This is a genomic window from Idiomarina sp. (assembly GCF_019431395.1).
In the GTDB taxonomy this organism is placed as follows: Bacteria; Pseudomonadota; Gammaproteobacteria; order Enterobacterales; family Alteromonadaceae; genus Idiomarina.
Window position 1 is genome coordinate 2610925 of record NZ_CP080268.1, and the last position, 15895, is coordinate 2626819.

Below are 15895 nucleotides of genomic sequence, written 5' to 3' on the forward strand. Positions count from 1 at the left end.
AAGCAGAAGGGCTATCGGGTGAAATCTAAGACTTCGATGTTAGCGGGATTCATCGCCGCAATGATGCTAAGCGTCGTAGGCTCAAAAACGGCTTATGCGCAACAACAGATAACGGTACAAAAACAGACCATAACTGACACAGTTAGTTTGGAAGGTCGAGTCGAGGCAATTAATCAGAGTACCGTTTCGGCGCAGACTTCAGGCACCATTATCGAGTTGCCTGTTGATGTTGATGATCCTGTCGCTGCTGATCAACTGATTATCCGTCTGGATGATACCGAGCAGCGCGCCAGGCTAAATCGAGCTAAGGCCAATATGGAGAGCGCGCAGTCGACTTTAGATGATGCGGAACGCCGCTACCGCCGTATTCGGGAGCTTTATCAACAAAATGTTGCCTCTGAGTCTGAGCGTGATGATGCACAGACGCAATTAGAAACAGCAAAAGCAAGGCTGGCAGAGACTAAGGCAGCGTTGGAAGAAGCCCAAAAACAACTGAGCTATACCCAGGTCCGGGCGCCGTACGCAGGTATTGTTACCGAACGCTTCGTCGAGCTCGGCGAATCGGTGCAACCGGGCCAGCCGTTGATGTCTGGTTTATCGCTTGAACAATTACGCGTAGTGACTGAATTACCACAGCAATACGCACAATACGTCAGAAACCAACGCGATGCTGAGATTGTCACCGATGACGGCCGTGAACTTAGCATTGCTTCAATGACCTTTTACCCCTATGCCGACGCCCAGTCACATACCTTTAGGTTACGTCTGAATTTAACCGATCCCGAAGGCGCTTTGTTTCCCGGCACGTTAGTAAAAGTGAACGTGTCAGTGGGGGAGCGTGATGCATTACTGGTTCCATCTTCTGCCGTGTTAGTTCGTGGCGAGCTACGGGCGGTCTATGTCGTGACAGACGGCAAACCTCAATTACGACAAGTAAAGGTTGGGCAAGCGCATGACGATCAGGTCGAAATTTTAGCCGGGCTGGCCACCGGCGAGAACATACTAGCGTCAGCGGAGGCTATGCTCAATGAGTAATGGCGATCATAAACTCGGCCCTTCGGGCATTATTGCGGCCGTTTTCCAACGCTCTGAACTGACCCCGCTAATCTGTCTATTAGGCATTGTGCTGGGTATTGTCGCTGTGCTGGTTACGCCGAAAGAAGAAGAGCCACAAATCGACGTAACCATGGCCGACGTGCTGGTTGGTTTTCCGGGGGCTTCGGCAAAAGAAGTCGAGCAGCTTATCGCGATTCCGGGTGAGCAAATTCTCAGTGAGATGTCAGAAATTGAGCATGTTTATTCGGTCTCACGTGCCGGGCAGGCCGTGTTGACCGTTCAGTTCAATGTCGGCGTTCCCCGTCAGGAAGCTCTGGTTCGACTCTATAATAAAATTCAATCGAATGCGGACTGGTTTCCGCAAGGTTTAGGTGTTTCTCAGCCTCTGGTAAAGCCGCGTAGCATCGATGATGTGCCGATCATGACGCTCACCCTTTATGACCGAGATAATGTTAAGAGTGCGGAACAGTTAACGGCGTTGGCACATCGCTTAGAAATCGCCTTAAAACAAATTCCCGGTACCCGCGATATAAAAACACACGGCGCGGCTCGTCAACACGTCAATGTCAGAGTTAATAGTAGCAAGCTCAGTGGCTATGGCTTAACCGTTGGGGATATTAAGCAGGCTATCGATGCCGCGAACAATGCCGCTCCGGAAGCGCGCATCACGCGTAATGGACTGGCGGTGCCGTTTCAGGCAGGCGACTTTCTACAGTCAGTAGAGCAAGTGGAATCGCTGGTAATAGCAACCTCTGGCGGTCGACCGATATATTTAGGCGATGTCGCATCAGTGCAAGATAGCGGCAGTGCCCCGAACCAAACGGTGCTGATGGGCGGGCTGGATAATGACAACGCCATTTACCCGGCAGTCACTATTGCTATTGCTAAAAAGCCTGGCCAAAACGCGATTGATATTACACAAGCCTTGCGGCAACGGCTTGCTGCGCTCGAAAACGAACTGTTACCAGCAGACATCGAGATATCGGTCACCCGTGATTACGGTAAGACGGCCACGGACAAGTTTGATCAACTGGTGTCGGATCTTATCTCGGCGACCATTTCTGTGATCATACTGGTGTTGTTAACCATGGGCTGGCGGCAGGCACTGATTGTGGGTGCTGCGGTAATGGTGACCTTGCTATTTACCTTAGTATTCAGCTGGGCATGGGGCTTTACCCTAAACCGTGTGTCGCTGTTTGCGTTAATTTTCTCGATTGGGATTTTAGTCGATGACGGTATTGTGATTACCGAAAATATCCATCGACGGGTACGTAATTCGACTAAGCCCTTGTTGGAAACGATTCCCAAGGCGGTGGATGAAGTGGGGTCACCGACCATTATGGCGACCTTAACGATCATGGCGGCGTTGATCCCTATGGCATTTGTCAGTGGCTTGATGGGCCCTTATATGAGCCCTATTCCCATTAATGCGTCGGCAGGCGTGGTATTTTCGCAGCTAATGGCCTTTATCGTCGCGCCATGGCTGGCGCTGCGTTTATTGAACCGCGAGCGCGGCAAAGATAGCAACGACGATAGTGACTCTGCGGCAGGAACCTCCGAAAAACTCAAAGCGGTGTTCGAAAAGCTACTGCGCCCGCTACTGGGTGACCATCATCGTGGCCGCCGGGCGCTGTTTGGTGCGGGGGTGTTTGCGTTGCTTATTTTGGTAATGCTATTCCCCGTTTATAAAGGGGTCATCCTAAAAATGCTGCCGTTTGACAATAAGTCCGAACTGCAAATTGTGGTGGATATGCCCGATGATACGGCAATGGAAGAAACCCAGCGCCTACAAGTGGCGTTAGGTAACTATTTGACCTCTGTGGATGAGGTTGAAAACTGGCAGGCGTACGCAGGTACTGCATCGCCAATTAATTTTAATGGGTTGGTACGGCAGTACTATTTACGCAGTCTACCAAACCAAGGTGATATCCAGGTTAACCTGAAGTCAAAAGAGCAACGTGAGCGTTCTTCACATGAAATTGCCCGCGCTATTCGCGCCGACTTAGTCGCTATTGCTGAGCCTTTTGATGCCGCAATTAAGGTGGTAGAAGTGCCACCGGGACCGCCGGTACTAGCACCCATTGTTGCTGAAATTCATGGTGGCAATGGTCAACAGCAAATCGAATTGGCAGAAACCATTTTAGCCAAGATGGCTGAGGTTAACGGGCTGGTCGATGAGGACTCCACCATAACCGACAACGTTGGGCGGTGGTTCTTAACGGTTGACAGGCAGCGTGCGGCGCAATTGGGGATCTCGCAGTCACAGGTCACTCAGGCACTAAGTTTACTCATCAATGCGCAACCTGCAGGCTATTTGCATAAGGATACGGCTAAGTATGCGGTGCCAATATTGGTGCAATTAGATGATGGCGATAAAGCTCAGCAACAGCGTATTTTGTCGTTGCGGGTACGGGCACAAAACGGCGCGATGATCCCACTATCGACCTTCGCCTCGATTCAGACGGATCAGTGGCCACGTAGTCGTTATCACAAAGATCTCAATCCGGTCACCTATGTCGAAGCCAACATGGCAGGCGAGACCGACTCGCCCATTTACGGCATGTTTGAGTTGGTAGCTTTGATTGATGAATTGGATAACCCACCTGAGCAATTTTATATTAACCAACCCTCGGCTAATGGTCCGGTGGCGATAAAATGGGATGGTGAATGGCAAATCACCTACGAAACCTTCCGCGATATGGGGATTGCCTACAGCGTGGGTATCTTCATGATTTTCGTGCTGCTGGTAGCGCAGTTCCGGTCTTACCTGATGCCGCTGATTATTATGTCGCCAATACCACTGACGTTGGTTGGTATCTTGCCCGGTCACTGGTTGATTGGTAAAGAGTTCACAGCGACTTCAATGATTGGCATGATTGCTTTGGCGGGGATTATCGTGCGTAACTCCATCTTGCTGGTAGTGTTTATTCGCCAACTGATCGACGAAGGCTACTCGTTAGAAGATGCCGTTGTGCTGGCGGGGGCTGTAAGGTTAAAACCGATAGCACTAACGGCCGTATCAGCGATGATCGGTGCATACTTTATTCTTGCCGATCCGATCTTTAACGGGCTAGCGATTTCGTTGATTTTCGGTTTTTTTGCCTCAACGTTATTGACGGTGCTGGTTGTTCCGCTATTGTATTACGGCTTATATGATTACTTAGCAGACAGTAAACGCACGTGATTATTTCGTTTTTAGCCAACACCCTGGTGGTGCTGATTGTCGTGGCGTTTCACTATGAAGCGCTGCGACAGATTGGTATATTTTTTCAAAAGTTTAAAGTGCTGGCGCAGTTCCGGATTGGTCTGGCTGTGCTGTTAAGCCTGGTTGCTCATAGTATCGAGGTGGCGATCTTCGCACTTGCTTATTATTGGATGCATCATTCCCCATATTTTGGCTCACTTCATGGTGCGTTCGACGGAAGCTATCTGGATAGCTTGTATTTTTCTTATACGGTCTATACTACGGTTGGCTTCGGTGACATTTTCCCGCACGGAGAACTGCGTTTTCTGACCGGTATTGAGAGCCTGACCGGACTCGTGCTAATTACCTGGACAGCCTCCTTTCTGTACGTAAGAATGACCCGCTACTGGACTGATTTATAAGCCTTAACAAGAAACATTTGTTAACACTCAAGGGCTTCTTAATTGCACACCAGCGGTGTATGTTATTAATTAAAAATACCACGACCGAGATAACACCATGACACAAGAAACCCTAAAGGTTTTGGTAGTAGACGATGATGCTCGCCTGCGTAGCTTGCTTGAGCGCTACCTGCAGGAACAAAGTTTTCAGGTTCGCGTAGCGCAGGATGCTGAACAAATGGATCGCCTGCTGACGCGAGAGAACTTTCACCTGATGGTACTGGATTTAATGTTGCCGGGTGAAGACGGCTTGTCTATTTGTAAGCGATTGCGTCAAAACAACAATAATATCCCGGTGATTATGCTGACCGCCAAAGGCGACGAAGTTGACCGTATTATTGGCCTGGAGCTGGGCGCTGATGACTATTTGGCAAAACCCTTTAATCCGCGTGAGTTGCTGGCGCGGATCCGGGCTGTGTTACGGCGTCGCGGCACGGAGGCGCCGGGTGCGCCGAGTCATGAGGATGAAGAGGTGACCTTTGGTACCTATCGTCTCAACCTAGGCACACGCGAGATGTTTGATGGTGATGAGCCGATGCCACTGACCAGTGGTGAATTTGCCGTGCTTAAAGCGCTGGTAACACATGCCCGCGAACCGCTGTCGCGCGATAAACTTATGAACCTGGCGCGAGGACGCGACTACAGCGCATTAGAACGTTCAATTGACGTGCAGGTATCACGCTTACGTCGTATGTTAGAGGTTGATCCGGCTAAGCCGCGCTACATTCAGACGGTATGGGGATTAGGTTATGTATTTGTACCTGATGGTAAATTAAAAAATTAGATGACCCTATTTCCTAAATCTGCATTTGCCCGCACCGTGGGATTATTAGCACTGGTGCTGTTACTTAATCAGGTGGTTTCGTACCTGATGGTGAGTAACTATGTGGTTAAACCGTCAGTTGAACAAATTACACAACTGGTGGCAAAGCAGATAAAAACCATGTTTATCCGCGAAAGCAGTTTGGCTGAACGTCAAAACGATCAGTCGCTGGCCATTGCCTTTTATGACGCGACCGGAATTCGTGTTTTTGACAATGAAAAAGCGTTGGAAGAAGGCCTTCAGCTTACCACCTACTACGGTTACTTATCCGAAATCATGTCGCAAGAACTGGATGGTGAGGCGCAGGTTCGGATTGCTCAGGGCGAACAATTTTTTGTCTGGGTTAAACCGCCGCAGGCGCCGGACTATTGGATTCGAGTGCCGTTAAATAGTCTTAGCTCCGGGCAGTTCTCACCATTGGTGGTTTATTTATTGGTCATTGGTTTGTTGAGTGTATTCGGCGGTATCCTATTTGCCAATTGGCTTAACCGGCCGCTTAAAAAGCGCTTGAAGAGTCGGCTCGTCTGGTTGGTCGCGGAGAATTTCCACCACAACTACCCGAAAAAGGCGCCAGTGAAATTGTCGCGGTAACGCGGGCTTTTAACCAGATGTCGCGTGGTATTCACGAGCTCGAAAACGATCGTAATTTATTAATGGCCGGCGTTTCTCATGATTTAAGAACGCCGTTGACGCGTATTCGGCTGGCTGCCGAAATGATGCCCGAATCCGAAGATTATCTGGCACAGGGCATTGCCGAAGATATTGATGATATGAACGATATCATCGACCAGTTTATTGATTACGTACGTCTGGATCAGCAGGAAAACGCCAGCAAGGAATCGTTGAACGAGTTACTGGAGCAAACTGTAGCCAATGTACCGGACTCCTGGCAGAAACAGTTTCATTTAGCACTGGATGACTGCCCACGGTTAAGTTTACGACCTCTGTCGATTAAACGAGTACTTATCAACTTACTGGAAAATGCCGAGCGTTATGGCCAACAGAATGTCTGGCTTGCCTCAGGCTATAATAAAAAGCAGCGTCGGGTTTGGTTTTCGGTTACTGATGATGGGCCGGGTATTCCCGAAGAGCAACAACAACAGCTGTTTCAGCCTTTTACCCAAGGCGATAAAGCGCGTGGCGGCGTTGGCTCAGGTCTTGGCCTGGCCATCATTAAACGTATCGTTGATCGTCATGATGGCCGCATTAATATGCAAAACATGGCTAACGCCGGTTTGCGCGTTACCGTCGAACTGCCGCTTCGCTAAAGCCGGTTTATGCCGTTAAGTGCTGCTACACGGTAGGCTTCGGCCATGGTCGGATAATTAAAGGTGGTATTAACGAAGTAATCAATCGTATTGCCTTCGCCTTTTTGTTCCATGATCGCCTGACCAATGTGGACAATCTCTGAAGCCCGCTCACCAAAGCAATGAAGCCCCAGTAGTTCGCGCGTTTCGCGGTGGAATAGTAGTTTTAAGCAACCCACGTTATTGCCGGAAATCTGCGCACGAGCCAGGTGTTTAAATTGAGCCCGGCCAACTTCATAAGGTACTTTAGCGGCCGTTAACTCTTCTTCGGTTTTACCTACTGAGCTGATTTCCGGGATGGTATAAATACCCGTTGGGATATCGCTAATAAGCGATTCGTCGGCACTACCGTTGAGCATGGCGGTGGCACAAATCCGGCCTTGATCGTAGGCCGCACTGGCTAAACTGGGATAGCCAATAATGTCGCCAACGGCATAGATATTGTCGACTTGTGTTTGGTAATTTTCGTCAACTTCTAGTTGCCCACGGTAATTCGGCTTAAGACCTACCGCGTCCACGTTTAAGGCTTCAATATTACCAGAGCGCCCGTTAGCAAATAGCAGGCAGTCGGCCTTCATGACTTTGCCTGACTTAGTTTTTAAGGTAACACCGTCATCGTGACCGGTAATACTCTCGTATTCCTCGTTATGACGAATAACCACGCCGTTGTTCCGCAAGTGATAACTGAGTGCGTCCGAAATTTCTGCGTCGAGGAAAGACAGTAAGCGGTCGCGTTGGTTAATTAAGTCGACTTTAACGCCCATGCCACGGAAAATGCTGGCATATTCACTGCCGATAACACCGGCACCATAAATCAAAATATTGCGCGGGTCTTTGTCTAACGACAAAACGGTGTCTGAATCGTAGATACGTGCATGTCCAAAGTCGATGTCTTTGGGGCGGTAGGGACGTGATCCAGTGGCGATAACAACCTGTTTAACATTGAGATAGTCAAACGAACCATCGTTTTTAGTTACCTTGATGCGGTTGGCATCAACAAACGAAGCTGCGCCATGGATAACGGTGACATTATTACGCTGGTAGAAAGAGCTACGCAATTTCACCTGTTTACGTATGACGCCCGAGGCATAATGCAGGATCTGCGAAAAAGTCATGCCACTTTGCCAGCCGGTGCCGGTAAACAGCGGATTATTGTTGTACTCAATTAAGCGGCTAACCGCATGACGTAATGCTTTAGAGGGAATCGTACCCCAGTGTGTGCAACCACCGCCGATGGACTGGTGGCGCTCTACCACTGCAACTTTTTTACCACTTTTTGCCAGCTGCATCGCGGCGCCCTCGCCACCGGGCCCGGTGCCAATAACCACGGCGTCAAAATTGGTTTCAGTCGATGGTTTTTTACCCGCGTTTTTAACCACTACGATTCTCCAGACTCTGTTAAAACTAGTTGCCTATAGATTAGCATTGCTGGCTGGCAACGTCATTCATGGCTCGACTTTTGTCTAACCCTCCTCCAATTGATGCTGGTTTCTGAGCGCTGACGCGTTATAGTAGAGGCAGACTTTCTTAAAGGTAGTAAAGGGTTATGGCTTCTCGACAAATTCCCAAAGTATTGGCGCGAAAAGTTGTTGCACAAAGTCGTTTGTTAAAGATCGAAGCGGTTGATTTACGCTTTAGCAATGGTGAGCAACGTCAGTTCGAGCGCATGCAGGGGAGTGGACGTGGAGCGGTGATGGTGGTGCCGTTTATCGATGCCGACACCATGATTTTAGTACGTGAATACGCAGCGGGTCTGCACGAGTATCAGCTGGGCTTTCCAAAAGGCTTAATTGATCCTGGTGAAACCCCTGAAGAGGCAGCACAGCGGGAGCTAAAAGAAGAAATTGGTTATGGCTGCCACACCCTAACCCGGTTAACCGAAGTGACCATGGCGCCGCAATTTTTCCAGGCGAAAATGACTCTGTTTGTGGCCGAGCAGTTGTACCCGGAAGAGCTACCCGGCGATGAACCAGAGCCATTAGAAAAAGTGACCTGGAAGCTTGACGACGTTGATGCGTTGCTGGAGCAACCGGACTTTAGCGAAGCCCGAAGCTTAACGGCGCTGCTGTTGATGTTGCGAAACAAAGGACGTTAAAACCATGCTGGATATTGTTGCCAGTATTGCCCGCGAAGCGGGAGAGCAAATCATGCGGCTTTATGAACGCCGCGACTATTCAACTTATGAAAAGCCGGACGAGTCGCCGGTAACCAGTGCCGACATTGCCGCCAGTGAACTCATTATTGAACGGCTACGTCAGGAGTTTCCGGATATCCCGGTACTGTCGGAAGAGAGCGAGCACGAAAACTTTCAACAACGCCGTCAATGGCAGCGTTATTTTCTCATTGATCCTATCGATGGCACGCAGGAGTTTATATCACGATCCGGTGATTTTGCTGTCAACATTGCTTTAGTTGAACACAATCAGCCGACTCTGGGGGTGATTTTCTGGCCAGCCGGTAATAGTCTGTATGCAGCCCGAAAGGGCGAGGGCGCATCCAAAACAACGGCTAGCGGCAGCGAACCAATTCGCGTCAGGGCCATGAGTGACCCGCAAAATGACCCCATTGTTATTGCCATCAGTCGCCGTCAGGCCCGTGGTCCGGTGTTAAAACGAATTCAAACACAGCGCGAATTACAACCACTGCCAGCCGGTAGCTGCTCACTCAAAGCGTGCTTTATCGCCGAGGGTAAAGCCGACTGCTTCTTGCGTTTAGGCCCGACCGGGGAATGGGACACCGCCGCCGCTGAAGTTATTGTCAGTGAAGCGGGCGGTTCGTTAGTAAACGAAAACTTCGAACCCATCACTTACAATAAAACCGTGAGCTTGCTAAACCCTAACTTTATGGTGTTAGGTGATCCCCGCGTTGACTGGGAGCAAGTTTTTATTGCTCGTCCGCCGCGCTTTCGCTAGCACTTACCTGGTCTGGTGCAACAATATCAACGCTTTCATGTAGCTCGGAATAAACGATAACGGCGTCGCCACGTTTAAGTCTTTCGCGCAGCTGTTCAACTTTTGCATTAAAGCTGAGTTCTTGCTCGCCATAATCGGTGCCTTCGCGCAGCACAACTGACTCTAACAAATTGTTCAGCGTTTCTGCATCGAGTTCTTGCCAGGGAATTCTCATTAACACGCTCCTTTGTGGTCATGGTAATGCAGTGTATTGCTTTGATAGCTTGCCAGGTGCTGTAAAAGCCGCTCCGGTAACCAGCTATGCCATTGGTTGCTGCGGCGTTGGATAAAGCCCATGTGGCCCCCGTGCGGGCTTAATTCATAGCGAATGAAAGCCGATAGCTGCATTTTGTCAGGCACCACCGCAGCCCCCATAAAGGGATCGTCCTCAGCATGAATAATAAGTGTTGGTACGCTAATATCGGCTAAAAATTGTTTACCGCTGGCGCGCTGATAGTAATCGTCTACACCAGTAAAACCGTGTAAGGGCGCGGTCACTTTATCGTCAAACTCAAAAAAGCTACGCATGGGCTTAACATCCAACGTGGCCAGAGGATGTTGCTCGTCGAGGATACCTTGCTCACGTTTTTGCTCAAATTTTTGCTTTAACGGGGTCAGCAGGTAACGTCTGTAAAGCTTCGAGAAGCCTTGGTCGATTCGCTCAGAACATGAGTGCAGATCAAGCGGCGCACAGGCGATAGCAGCGGCCTTGGCGGCTTTGCCTGCTGCGGTTGTTAATAATTGTGCGAGCATGTTACCACCAAGACTAAAGCCAGCCAGATATAACGGCGCGTCCGGGTAGGTCTGCTGTAGCCAGGTTAAGAACTCGGTTGCATCAGTGGTGTCGCCGGAATGATAAGCGCGCGGTAGTCGATTAATACCACTTATTCCGCAACCGCGAAAATGCATTACCACGGTAGTCCAACCTAACGCATGTGCCTGCTCCATGGTCTGCCATACATAGGGAGAGTCAACAGAACCCTCCAGCCCGTGGAAAATCACCAGTAGAGGCCGTTTCGACCCCTTTTCGGGACGCTTTCGCCAGCACAAGTCGACGAAGTCTCCGTCCGCTAACTCGAACATTTGCCAATCACCTGACCAGGGCCGTTTAGGCAAAACCGCACGGGGCCAGAGTGTTTGCAAATGCGGGTTGCTTAATCCCAATGGTGGAATGAAGTTAGCTATATTCATGCGTTATTCGCCTGCTCAAATTCTTGCTGGTGCTGGCTGAGTTCCTCTTCGGCTTCCATCCAATCGCTCTCAGCTAGTTCGAGCGACTGTTTTAATTCGGTTTGAGTTGTCAGTAGCTGCTGTAGTTTGTCTTTGTTGCTATCGTCGTACAGTGAACTGTCACTGAGTTGAGCGTGCAGGTCGGACAGTTGTTGTTCGAGCTTACTGATTTCGGTTTCGCGTTGTTGAATACGCTTTTTGAGCGGTGCAACTTGCTGACGGAATGTAGCTTCAAGACGTTTCTGTTCTTTGCGGTCGCGTTTTTTATCATCGCTGTTATCGGTTTGCTTGGCTTCACTGCGCTGCGCGGCAGCCTGATTTTGCAACCAACGGTGGTAATCATCCAAATCACCGTCAAACGGATTAACCTCGCCATTGGCAACTAAACAAAACTCATCAACCGTTGTACGTAGCAAGTGTCTATCGTGCGCGACGACAATGAGTGCGCCCTCGTACTCCTGCAGAGCGTCAACCAGCGTGTCGCGTAAGCTCAAGTCTAAATGGTTGGTCGGCTCATCCAGTAGCAGTAGATTCGGCTTTTGATAAATAATAATTGCCAGTGCCAGGCGCGCTTTCTCGCCACCAGACATTGGTTCAACCGAACGTGTTGCCTGATCGCCGGAAAAGCCGAAACTGCCCAGAAAATCCCTTAATGCCTGTTCGCTGGCTTGTGGATCCAGTCGTTGCAGGTGTAGCAGGGCAGAAGCCTGTAAATCGAGAGTTTCCAATTGATGCTGAGCAAAATAACCGATGCGCAAGCCGGGGGATACCGTGCGTTCGCCATCTAACGGTGGCAACTCACCTGCCAATAATTTAATTAAGGTTGATTTACCCGCGCCATTGCGGCCCAACAGCCCTAACCGCGTTCCGGGCACCAGGTTCAGCTTAATGTGCCGGAGTATGGTGGTATCACCGTACCCCGCGCGCGTGTCACGCAACGTCATTAGCGGATTAGGCAGTTGCGGTGGGGTTAAAAAACTAAACCGAATATCTGCCTGCGCGCGCACCGGAGCCTGAGTCGGTAATTTTTCAATGGCCTTTAACCGGCTTTGTGCCTGCTTCGCTTTACTCGCCTTATAGCGAAAACGGTCGACGTATTTTTGCAGGTGTTCACGCATAACCTGCGCTTTTTCGTATTGGCTTTGTTGTTGCGCAATTTGCTCGGCGCGCTGCGCTTCAAACTGACTGTAATTGCCGCGATACTGTGTGATCCGTTGGTGTTCGATATGCAAAATATCGGTACAAACCGAATCCAGAAAATCACGATCGTGAGAAATTAAAATCAGGGTGCCGTCAAACTGCCTCAGGTAATCCTCCAGCCAGAAAATCGCATCAACATCCAGGTGGTTAGTTGGTTCATCGAGCAACAATAAATCGGCACGAGCCATCAGCGCCTGGGCAAGGTTCAGGCGCATACGCCAACCGCCGGAAAATGATTTTACCGGATTCCCCAGTTGTGATTGTTCAAATCCGAGTCCGGCCAGCATAGCGCTGGCGCGCGCTTCAATATCAAATGAACCAATAGCGGCAAGCTGGTCGTGGATTTCTGCTATGCGATGGCCGTCGTTTGCTGATTCAGCCTGGTCAAGCTCCGACTGCAGTTGGCGGTAGGGCTTATCGCCGTCAATGACATAGTTTAACGCGCTTTGCTCTAATGCCGGCGTATCCTGCGCAACGCTGGCAATGCGCCATTTGGCGGGGAATGTTGAGTTGCCCTTCGTCCGCTTGTAATTCGTTGCGGCATAACGAGAACAGTGACGACTTACCACAGCCGTTTTTACCCACCAGTCCGACCCGGTGTTGAGGGAAAACCTGGAAGTTACTGTCATCAAATAATGTTTGTCCGCCGCGTAGTAGGGCAAGTTTTTCGGCTGTGATCATGGTCTGTTTATCGCTGCCTGCCGTTAAGTTACAATAGTGAAAGTCTACCATTTTAGCCGTTGTCAGGCACAGGAGTGATTGTGGCCAAACAGAAAAAGCGTTTTATAGCCGGGGCAACCTGCCCCAAGTGTGGCGACATGGATACGCTGATGTTGTTTTTTGAAAATGATATCGAGCAGGTAGAATGCGTTGCTTGTAAGCATCGGTTTAGTGAGCCTAAATCACAGGGTGGCGGCAGTGAACGCGAATTCGATCAGGTAATCGGGGTGTTTAAACCCGAGTAACTCAATGCAGCAATGCTAGGCATCCCGGGGCAGGCCTTTTTCGACCACGCGCACCAGACGCTTAAGTTGTTGGGTGACTTTGGCGGCTCCGGAACGTTGCCGTTCTAATGCCCAATCTATATGCTCCTGCACCATGTCAGAAACCTCACCACTGCGCCACTCGAGTGCTGCAATGATTTCCGCATCTGCATCTGCATTACCCAGCGCGACGGCAAGGTTGCGCAACCAACATTCAAAACCGATACGGCGAATGGGTGACCCTTCTAAACGGCTTTTAAAGGTTTCCTCATCCCACTGCCATAACGCAAGTAATTGAGGGCTATGCAGGTACTGGCGGGGATTAAAATCCGCCTCGTCGGTTAGCTGCGCGTAACGGTTCCACGGACAGATAAGCTGACAGTCGTCGCAGCCGTAAATGCGGTTACCCATCAGTGGGCGCAATTCTTCCGGTATAGAGCCCCGCAGCTCGATAGTTAAATAGGAAATGCAGCGCCGTGCATCGAGTTCGTAAGGGCCAACAATGGCCTGAGTTGGACAAATCGTCATACAGGCGGTACAACTGCCACAGCCCTCTTCGACCGGCTGATCGACGGGCAATGGCAGGTTTATTAGTAGTTCGCCAAGGAAAAACCAGGAGCCACTGTCCCGGTCCAGTATCAACGTGTGTTTACCGGTCCAGCCTAAGCCTGCTTTTTCTGCTAAAGGTCGCTCCATTATTGGGGCCGAATCCACAAACGGGCGAAAGTCAGTGTCGTCAAATTGGGCTTTTATTTTATCGCCGAGCTGTTTAAGCCGCTTCCGCAGTAACTTATGATAGTCACGGCCGAGCGCATAACGTGAAATAAATGCTTTATTGGAATCATTTAGCGTTTTTGCAAAACCGGCTTCAACCGGTAAGTAGTTCATTCGCACTGATATTGCGCGGACAGAGCCAGGGTGCAGTTCAGCGGGGCGCGCACGCAACATGCCATGACGTTCCATAAAACCCATTTCGCCGTGATAGCCTTTATCTAACCACTCTTGTAAGCTAGCTTCATGACGGCTGAGATCAAGGTCGGCGATGCCAACTTTTTGAAAGCCAAGTTCATGCCCCCAGCGCTTAATATCGCTGGCTAGCTGTTGTAATTGTGGCTCGCTTAATGGTGTGTCCGGCATGATAAAAACCCGAGTTGAGGCGATGATGTCAGAATCTACTGAAGAATCGAATAAAAAAAGCTTATCACAAAGTTTGTATCGTGCAGAACAGGTTCGTAGCGGCGAACAACAAGCCGCCGAAAAATCAGGCCTGAGCATGAGGGCGCTGATGGCCGGGGCAGGACGAGCTGTGTTTGAACAGCTCCAGCAAATGGTACCGAGTGGTGCCAGCGTTGCAGTATTCTGTGGCGAGGGAAACAACGGCGGGGATGGTTATGTAATAGCGCGGCTGGCGTCGCAACAGGGTTACCGAGTGACCGTATACGCCCTGAACCCGGGTAAGTCGCTGCAACATAGCGACGATAATGATGCTGAGCATGCGCGCCAGGCATGGCGTGAACTAGGTGGAACTGAGCAGGAATTTGATGACTTTACTGCAGATAGATTCGATCTGATCGTCGATGCTGTTTTTGGTATTGGCTTAAACAGACCGTTGGAAGGGAAGTTGGAGCGTTGGGTTCAATGCGTTAACCAAAGCCAGTTGCCGGTGCTTGCGGTGGATGTGCCGTCCGGCTTAGACGCCGATACAGGCAAGCAGCTGGGGGCCACGATAATGGCGACTAATACCGTAACCATGGTGGCCAGGAAACGCGGTTTATATAGCGCAAAAGGTCCCGCGCTTTGTGGTGATATCATATTAGCTGATTTAGGCGTTGGGGACGCCTTTAGCCAGGCGAATGCGTCATCATGGCAGCTACTTGATAAGGATGTTTACTATCCATGGCTGGGCGCAAGGCGAAGAGATGCCCATAAAGGCGACTTTGGTCATGTATTGGTTATCGGTGGTAATGCTGGTATGTCGGGTGCAGCAACGTTAGCTATGCTGGCTGCGCTTCGCAGTGGTGCGGGTAAGGTATCCGTTGCCTGTCATCCACAATCGGCACCGATTATTGCTGTCGCGCAACCCGAGGCCATGGTGCATGGAATACAGCACGCTGAAGAACTTGAGCCGTTACTGGAGCAAGCATCGATTATTGTGCTGGGACCGGGGTTGGGGCAAACCGACTGGTCATTGCAATTGTTCAACCAGGTGATGAAAAAAACGGCACGCATTACTGTGATTGACGCTGATGGACTTAATTTAATGGCAAAACAGCCTGATAAGTCAGATCGGTTTATTATAACGCCGCACCCCGGTGAGGCAGCTCGGCTATTACAGTGTTCTGGCAATGAAGTGGAACAGGATCGTTTTGCTGCGGTCAAATTATTACGCCAGCGCTTTGGTGGCCAGGCGCTGCTGAAAGGTGCGGGTAGCCTGATTGCCTCTGATCGTGGTAATTTTGTCATCGGTCGAGGTAGTCCAGCACTTGCTAGTGGGGGCATGGGGGATTGTCTGGCAGGGTTAATCGGTGGCTTGCTGGGGCAACAGCTAGCGCCGGCGCAAGCTTTGATCGCGGCATCTTTCTGGCATGCCGTAGCAGGCGAACATTGTGCAAAAAGCGGCGAGCGAGGCACCTTAGCTTCGGATTTATTGGTGCCGATACGACGCCTGGTAAATGGTTTACCTATTGAGTGAATGAGCAG

Annotated in this window: 12 protein-coding genes and 2 pseudogenes; 9 read left to right on the plus strand and 5 right to left on the minus strand. The window is 50.2% G+C overall.

Going from position 1 to position 15895, the window contains the following annotated elements; genetic code table 11:
• The first annotated feature begins 18 nt into the window (after positions 1–18).
• The 5 genes and pseudogenes from KZ771_RS12660 to envZ all read left to right on the plus strand — a co-directional run bounded on the left by KZ771_RS12660 (position 19) and on the right by envZ (position 6792).
• A complete protein-coding gene (locus KZ771_RS12660; protein ID WP_290653829.1) occupies positions 19–1035 on the plus strand; it encodes an efflux RND transporter periplasmic adaptor subunit in 1017 nt (338 codons plus the stop codon).
• On the plus strand, positions 1028–4240 hold the full coding sequence (locus KZ771_RS12665; RefSeq protein WP_290653830.1) for an efflux RND transporter permease subunit: 3213 nt from the start codon (positions 1028–1030) through the stop codon (positions 4238–4240). Before KZ771_RS12660 ends, KZ771_RS12665 begins: the two co-directional genes overlap by 8 nt.
• Positions 4237–4662, plus strand: a complete 426-nt coding sequence (locus KZ771_RS12670; protein WP_290572623.1) for a potassium channel family protein — start codon at positions 4237–4239, stop codon at positions 4660–4662. The genes KZ771_RS12665 and KZ771_RS12670 overlap by 4 nt, the downstream gene beginning before the upstream one ends.
• Positions 4663–4759: 97 nt before the next feature.
• The gene (gene ompR / locus KZ771_RS12675) at positions 4760–5485 is read left to right on the plus strand and encodes a two-component system response regulator OmpR (protein WP_133540684.1); all 726 of its coding nucleotides are present in this window, start codon (positions 4760–4762) and stop codon (positions 5483–5485) included.
• Positions 5486–6792: pseudogene (envZ, locus tag KZ771_RS12680) on the plus strand (two-component system sensor histidine kinase EnvZ).
• Here envZ and sthA read toward each other — a convergent pair.
• Complete coding sequence (sthA, locus tag KZ771_RS12685; protein WP_133540686.1) at positions 6789–8210, minus strand: Si-specific NAD(P)(+) transhydrogenase; 1422 nt, start codon at positions 8208–8210, stop codon at positions 6789–6791. The pseudogene envZ and the gene sthA overlap by 4 nt on opposite strands.
• A 167-nt stretch (positions 8211–8377) precedes the next feature.
• On the opposite strand from sthA, the gene nudE reads away from it, so the two are divergent.
• A complete protein-coding gene (nudE, locus tag KZ771_RS12690) occupies positions 8378–8926 on the plus strand; it encodes an ADP compounds hydrolase NudE (protein WP_133540687.1) in 549 nt (182 codons plus the stop codon).
• Positions 8927–8930: 4 nt separating this feature from the next.
• Positions 8931–9743, plus strand: coding sequence for a 3'(2'),5'-bisphosphate nucleotidase CysQ (cysQ, locus tag KZ771_RS12695; protein ID WP_290572630.1), 813 nt, complete (start codon positions 8931–8933; stop codon positions 9741–9743).
• On the opposite strand, the gene KZ771_RS12700 is transcribed toward cysQ, so the two are convergent.
• The 3 genes and pseudogenes from KZ771_RS12700 to KZ771_RS12710 form a co-directional block, all read right to left on the minus strand.
• Positions 9715–9957 (minus strand): YheU family protein, encoded by a 243-nt coding sequence (locus KZ771_RS12700; protein ID WP_133540689.1) that lies wholly within the window; start codon positions 9955–9957, stop codon positions 9715–9717. The two genes, cysQ and KZ771_RS12700, sit on opposite strands and share 29 nt — an antisense overlap.
• Positions 9957–10973, minus strand: a complete 1017-nt coding sequence (locus KZ771_RS12705; protein ID WP_290653831.1) for a hydrolase — start codon at positions 10971–10973, stop codon at positions 9957–9959. Before KZ771_RS12705 ends, KZ771_RS12700 begins: the two co-directional genes overlap by 1 nt.
• Positions 10970–12893, minus strand: a pseudogene (locus tag KZ771_RS12710) (ATP-binding cassette domain-containing protein). The gene KZ771_RS12705 and the pseudogene KZ771_RS12710 overlap by 4 nt, the downstream one beginning before the upstream one ends.
• Positions 12894–12973: 80 nt before the next feature.
• On the opposite strand from KZ771_RS12710, the gene KZ771_RS12715 reads away from it, so the two are divergent.
• Positions 12974–13177, plus strand: a complete 204-nt coding sequence (locus tag KZ771_RS12715; RefSeq protein WP_133540691.1) for a YheV family putative zinc ribbon protein — start codon at positions 12974–12976, stop codon at positions 13175–13177.
• A 15-nt stretch (positions 13178–13192) separates the two neighbouring features.
• Here the strand turns inward: KZ771_RS12715 and queG are convergent, their stop codons facing one another.
• Complete coding sequence (gene queG / locus KZ771_RS12720; protein ID WP_290572639.1) at positions 13193–14332, minus strand: tRNA epoxyqueuosine(34) reductase QueG; 1140 nt, start codon at positions 14330–14332, stop codon at positions 13193–13195.
• Here queG and KZ771_RS12725 point away from each other — a divergent pair.
• Complete coding sequence (locus KZ771_RS12725) at positions 14331–15887, plus strand: NAD(P)H-hydrate dehydratase (RefSeq protein ID WP_290653832.1); 1557 nt, start codon at positions 14331–14333, stop codon at positions 15885–15887. The two genes, queG and KZ771_RS12725, sit on opposite strands and share 2 nt — an antisense overlap.
• The last annotated feature ends 8 nt before the right edge of the window (positions 15888–15895 follow it).

Coding starts and splice junctions, on each gene's coding strand:
- cysQ (WP_290572630.1), top strand. CDS start 8,931: ATGCTGGATATTGTTGCCAGTATTGCCCGCGAAGCGGGAGAGCAAATC.
- KZ771_RS12665 (WP_290653830.1), top strand. CDS start 1,028: ATGAGTAATGGCGATCATAAACTCGGCCCTTCGGGCATTATTGCGGCC.
- KZ771_RS12700 (WP_133540689.1), bottom strand. CDS start 9,957: ATGAGAATTCCCTGGCAAGAACTCGATGCAGAAACGCTGAACAATTTG.
- queG (WP_290572639.1), bottom strand. CDS start 14,332: ATGCCGGACACACCATTAAGCGAGCCACAATTACAACAGCTAGCCAGC.
- ompR (WP_133540684.1), top strand. CDS start 4,760: ATGACACAAGAAACCCTAAAGGTTTTGGTAGTAGACGATGATGCTCGC.
- KZ771_RS12705 (WP_290653831.1), bottom strand. CDS start 10,973: ATGAATATAGCTAACTTCATTCCACCATTGGGATTAAGCAACCCGCAT.
- nudE (WP_133540687.1), top strand. CDS start 8,378: ATGGCTTCTCGACAAATTCCCAAAGTATTGGCGCGAAAAGTTGTTGCA.
- KZ771_RS12725 (WP_290653832.1), top strand. CDS start 14,331: ATGATAAAAACCCGAGTTGAGGCGATGATGTCAGAATCTACTGAAGAA.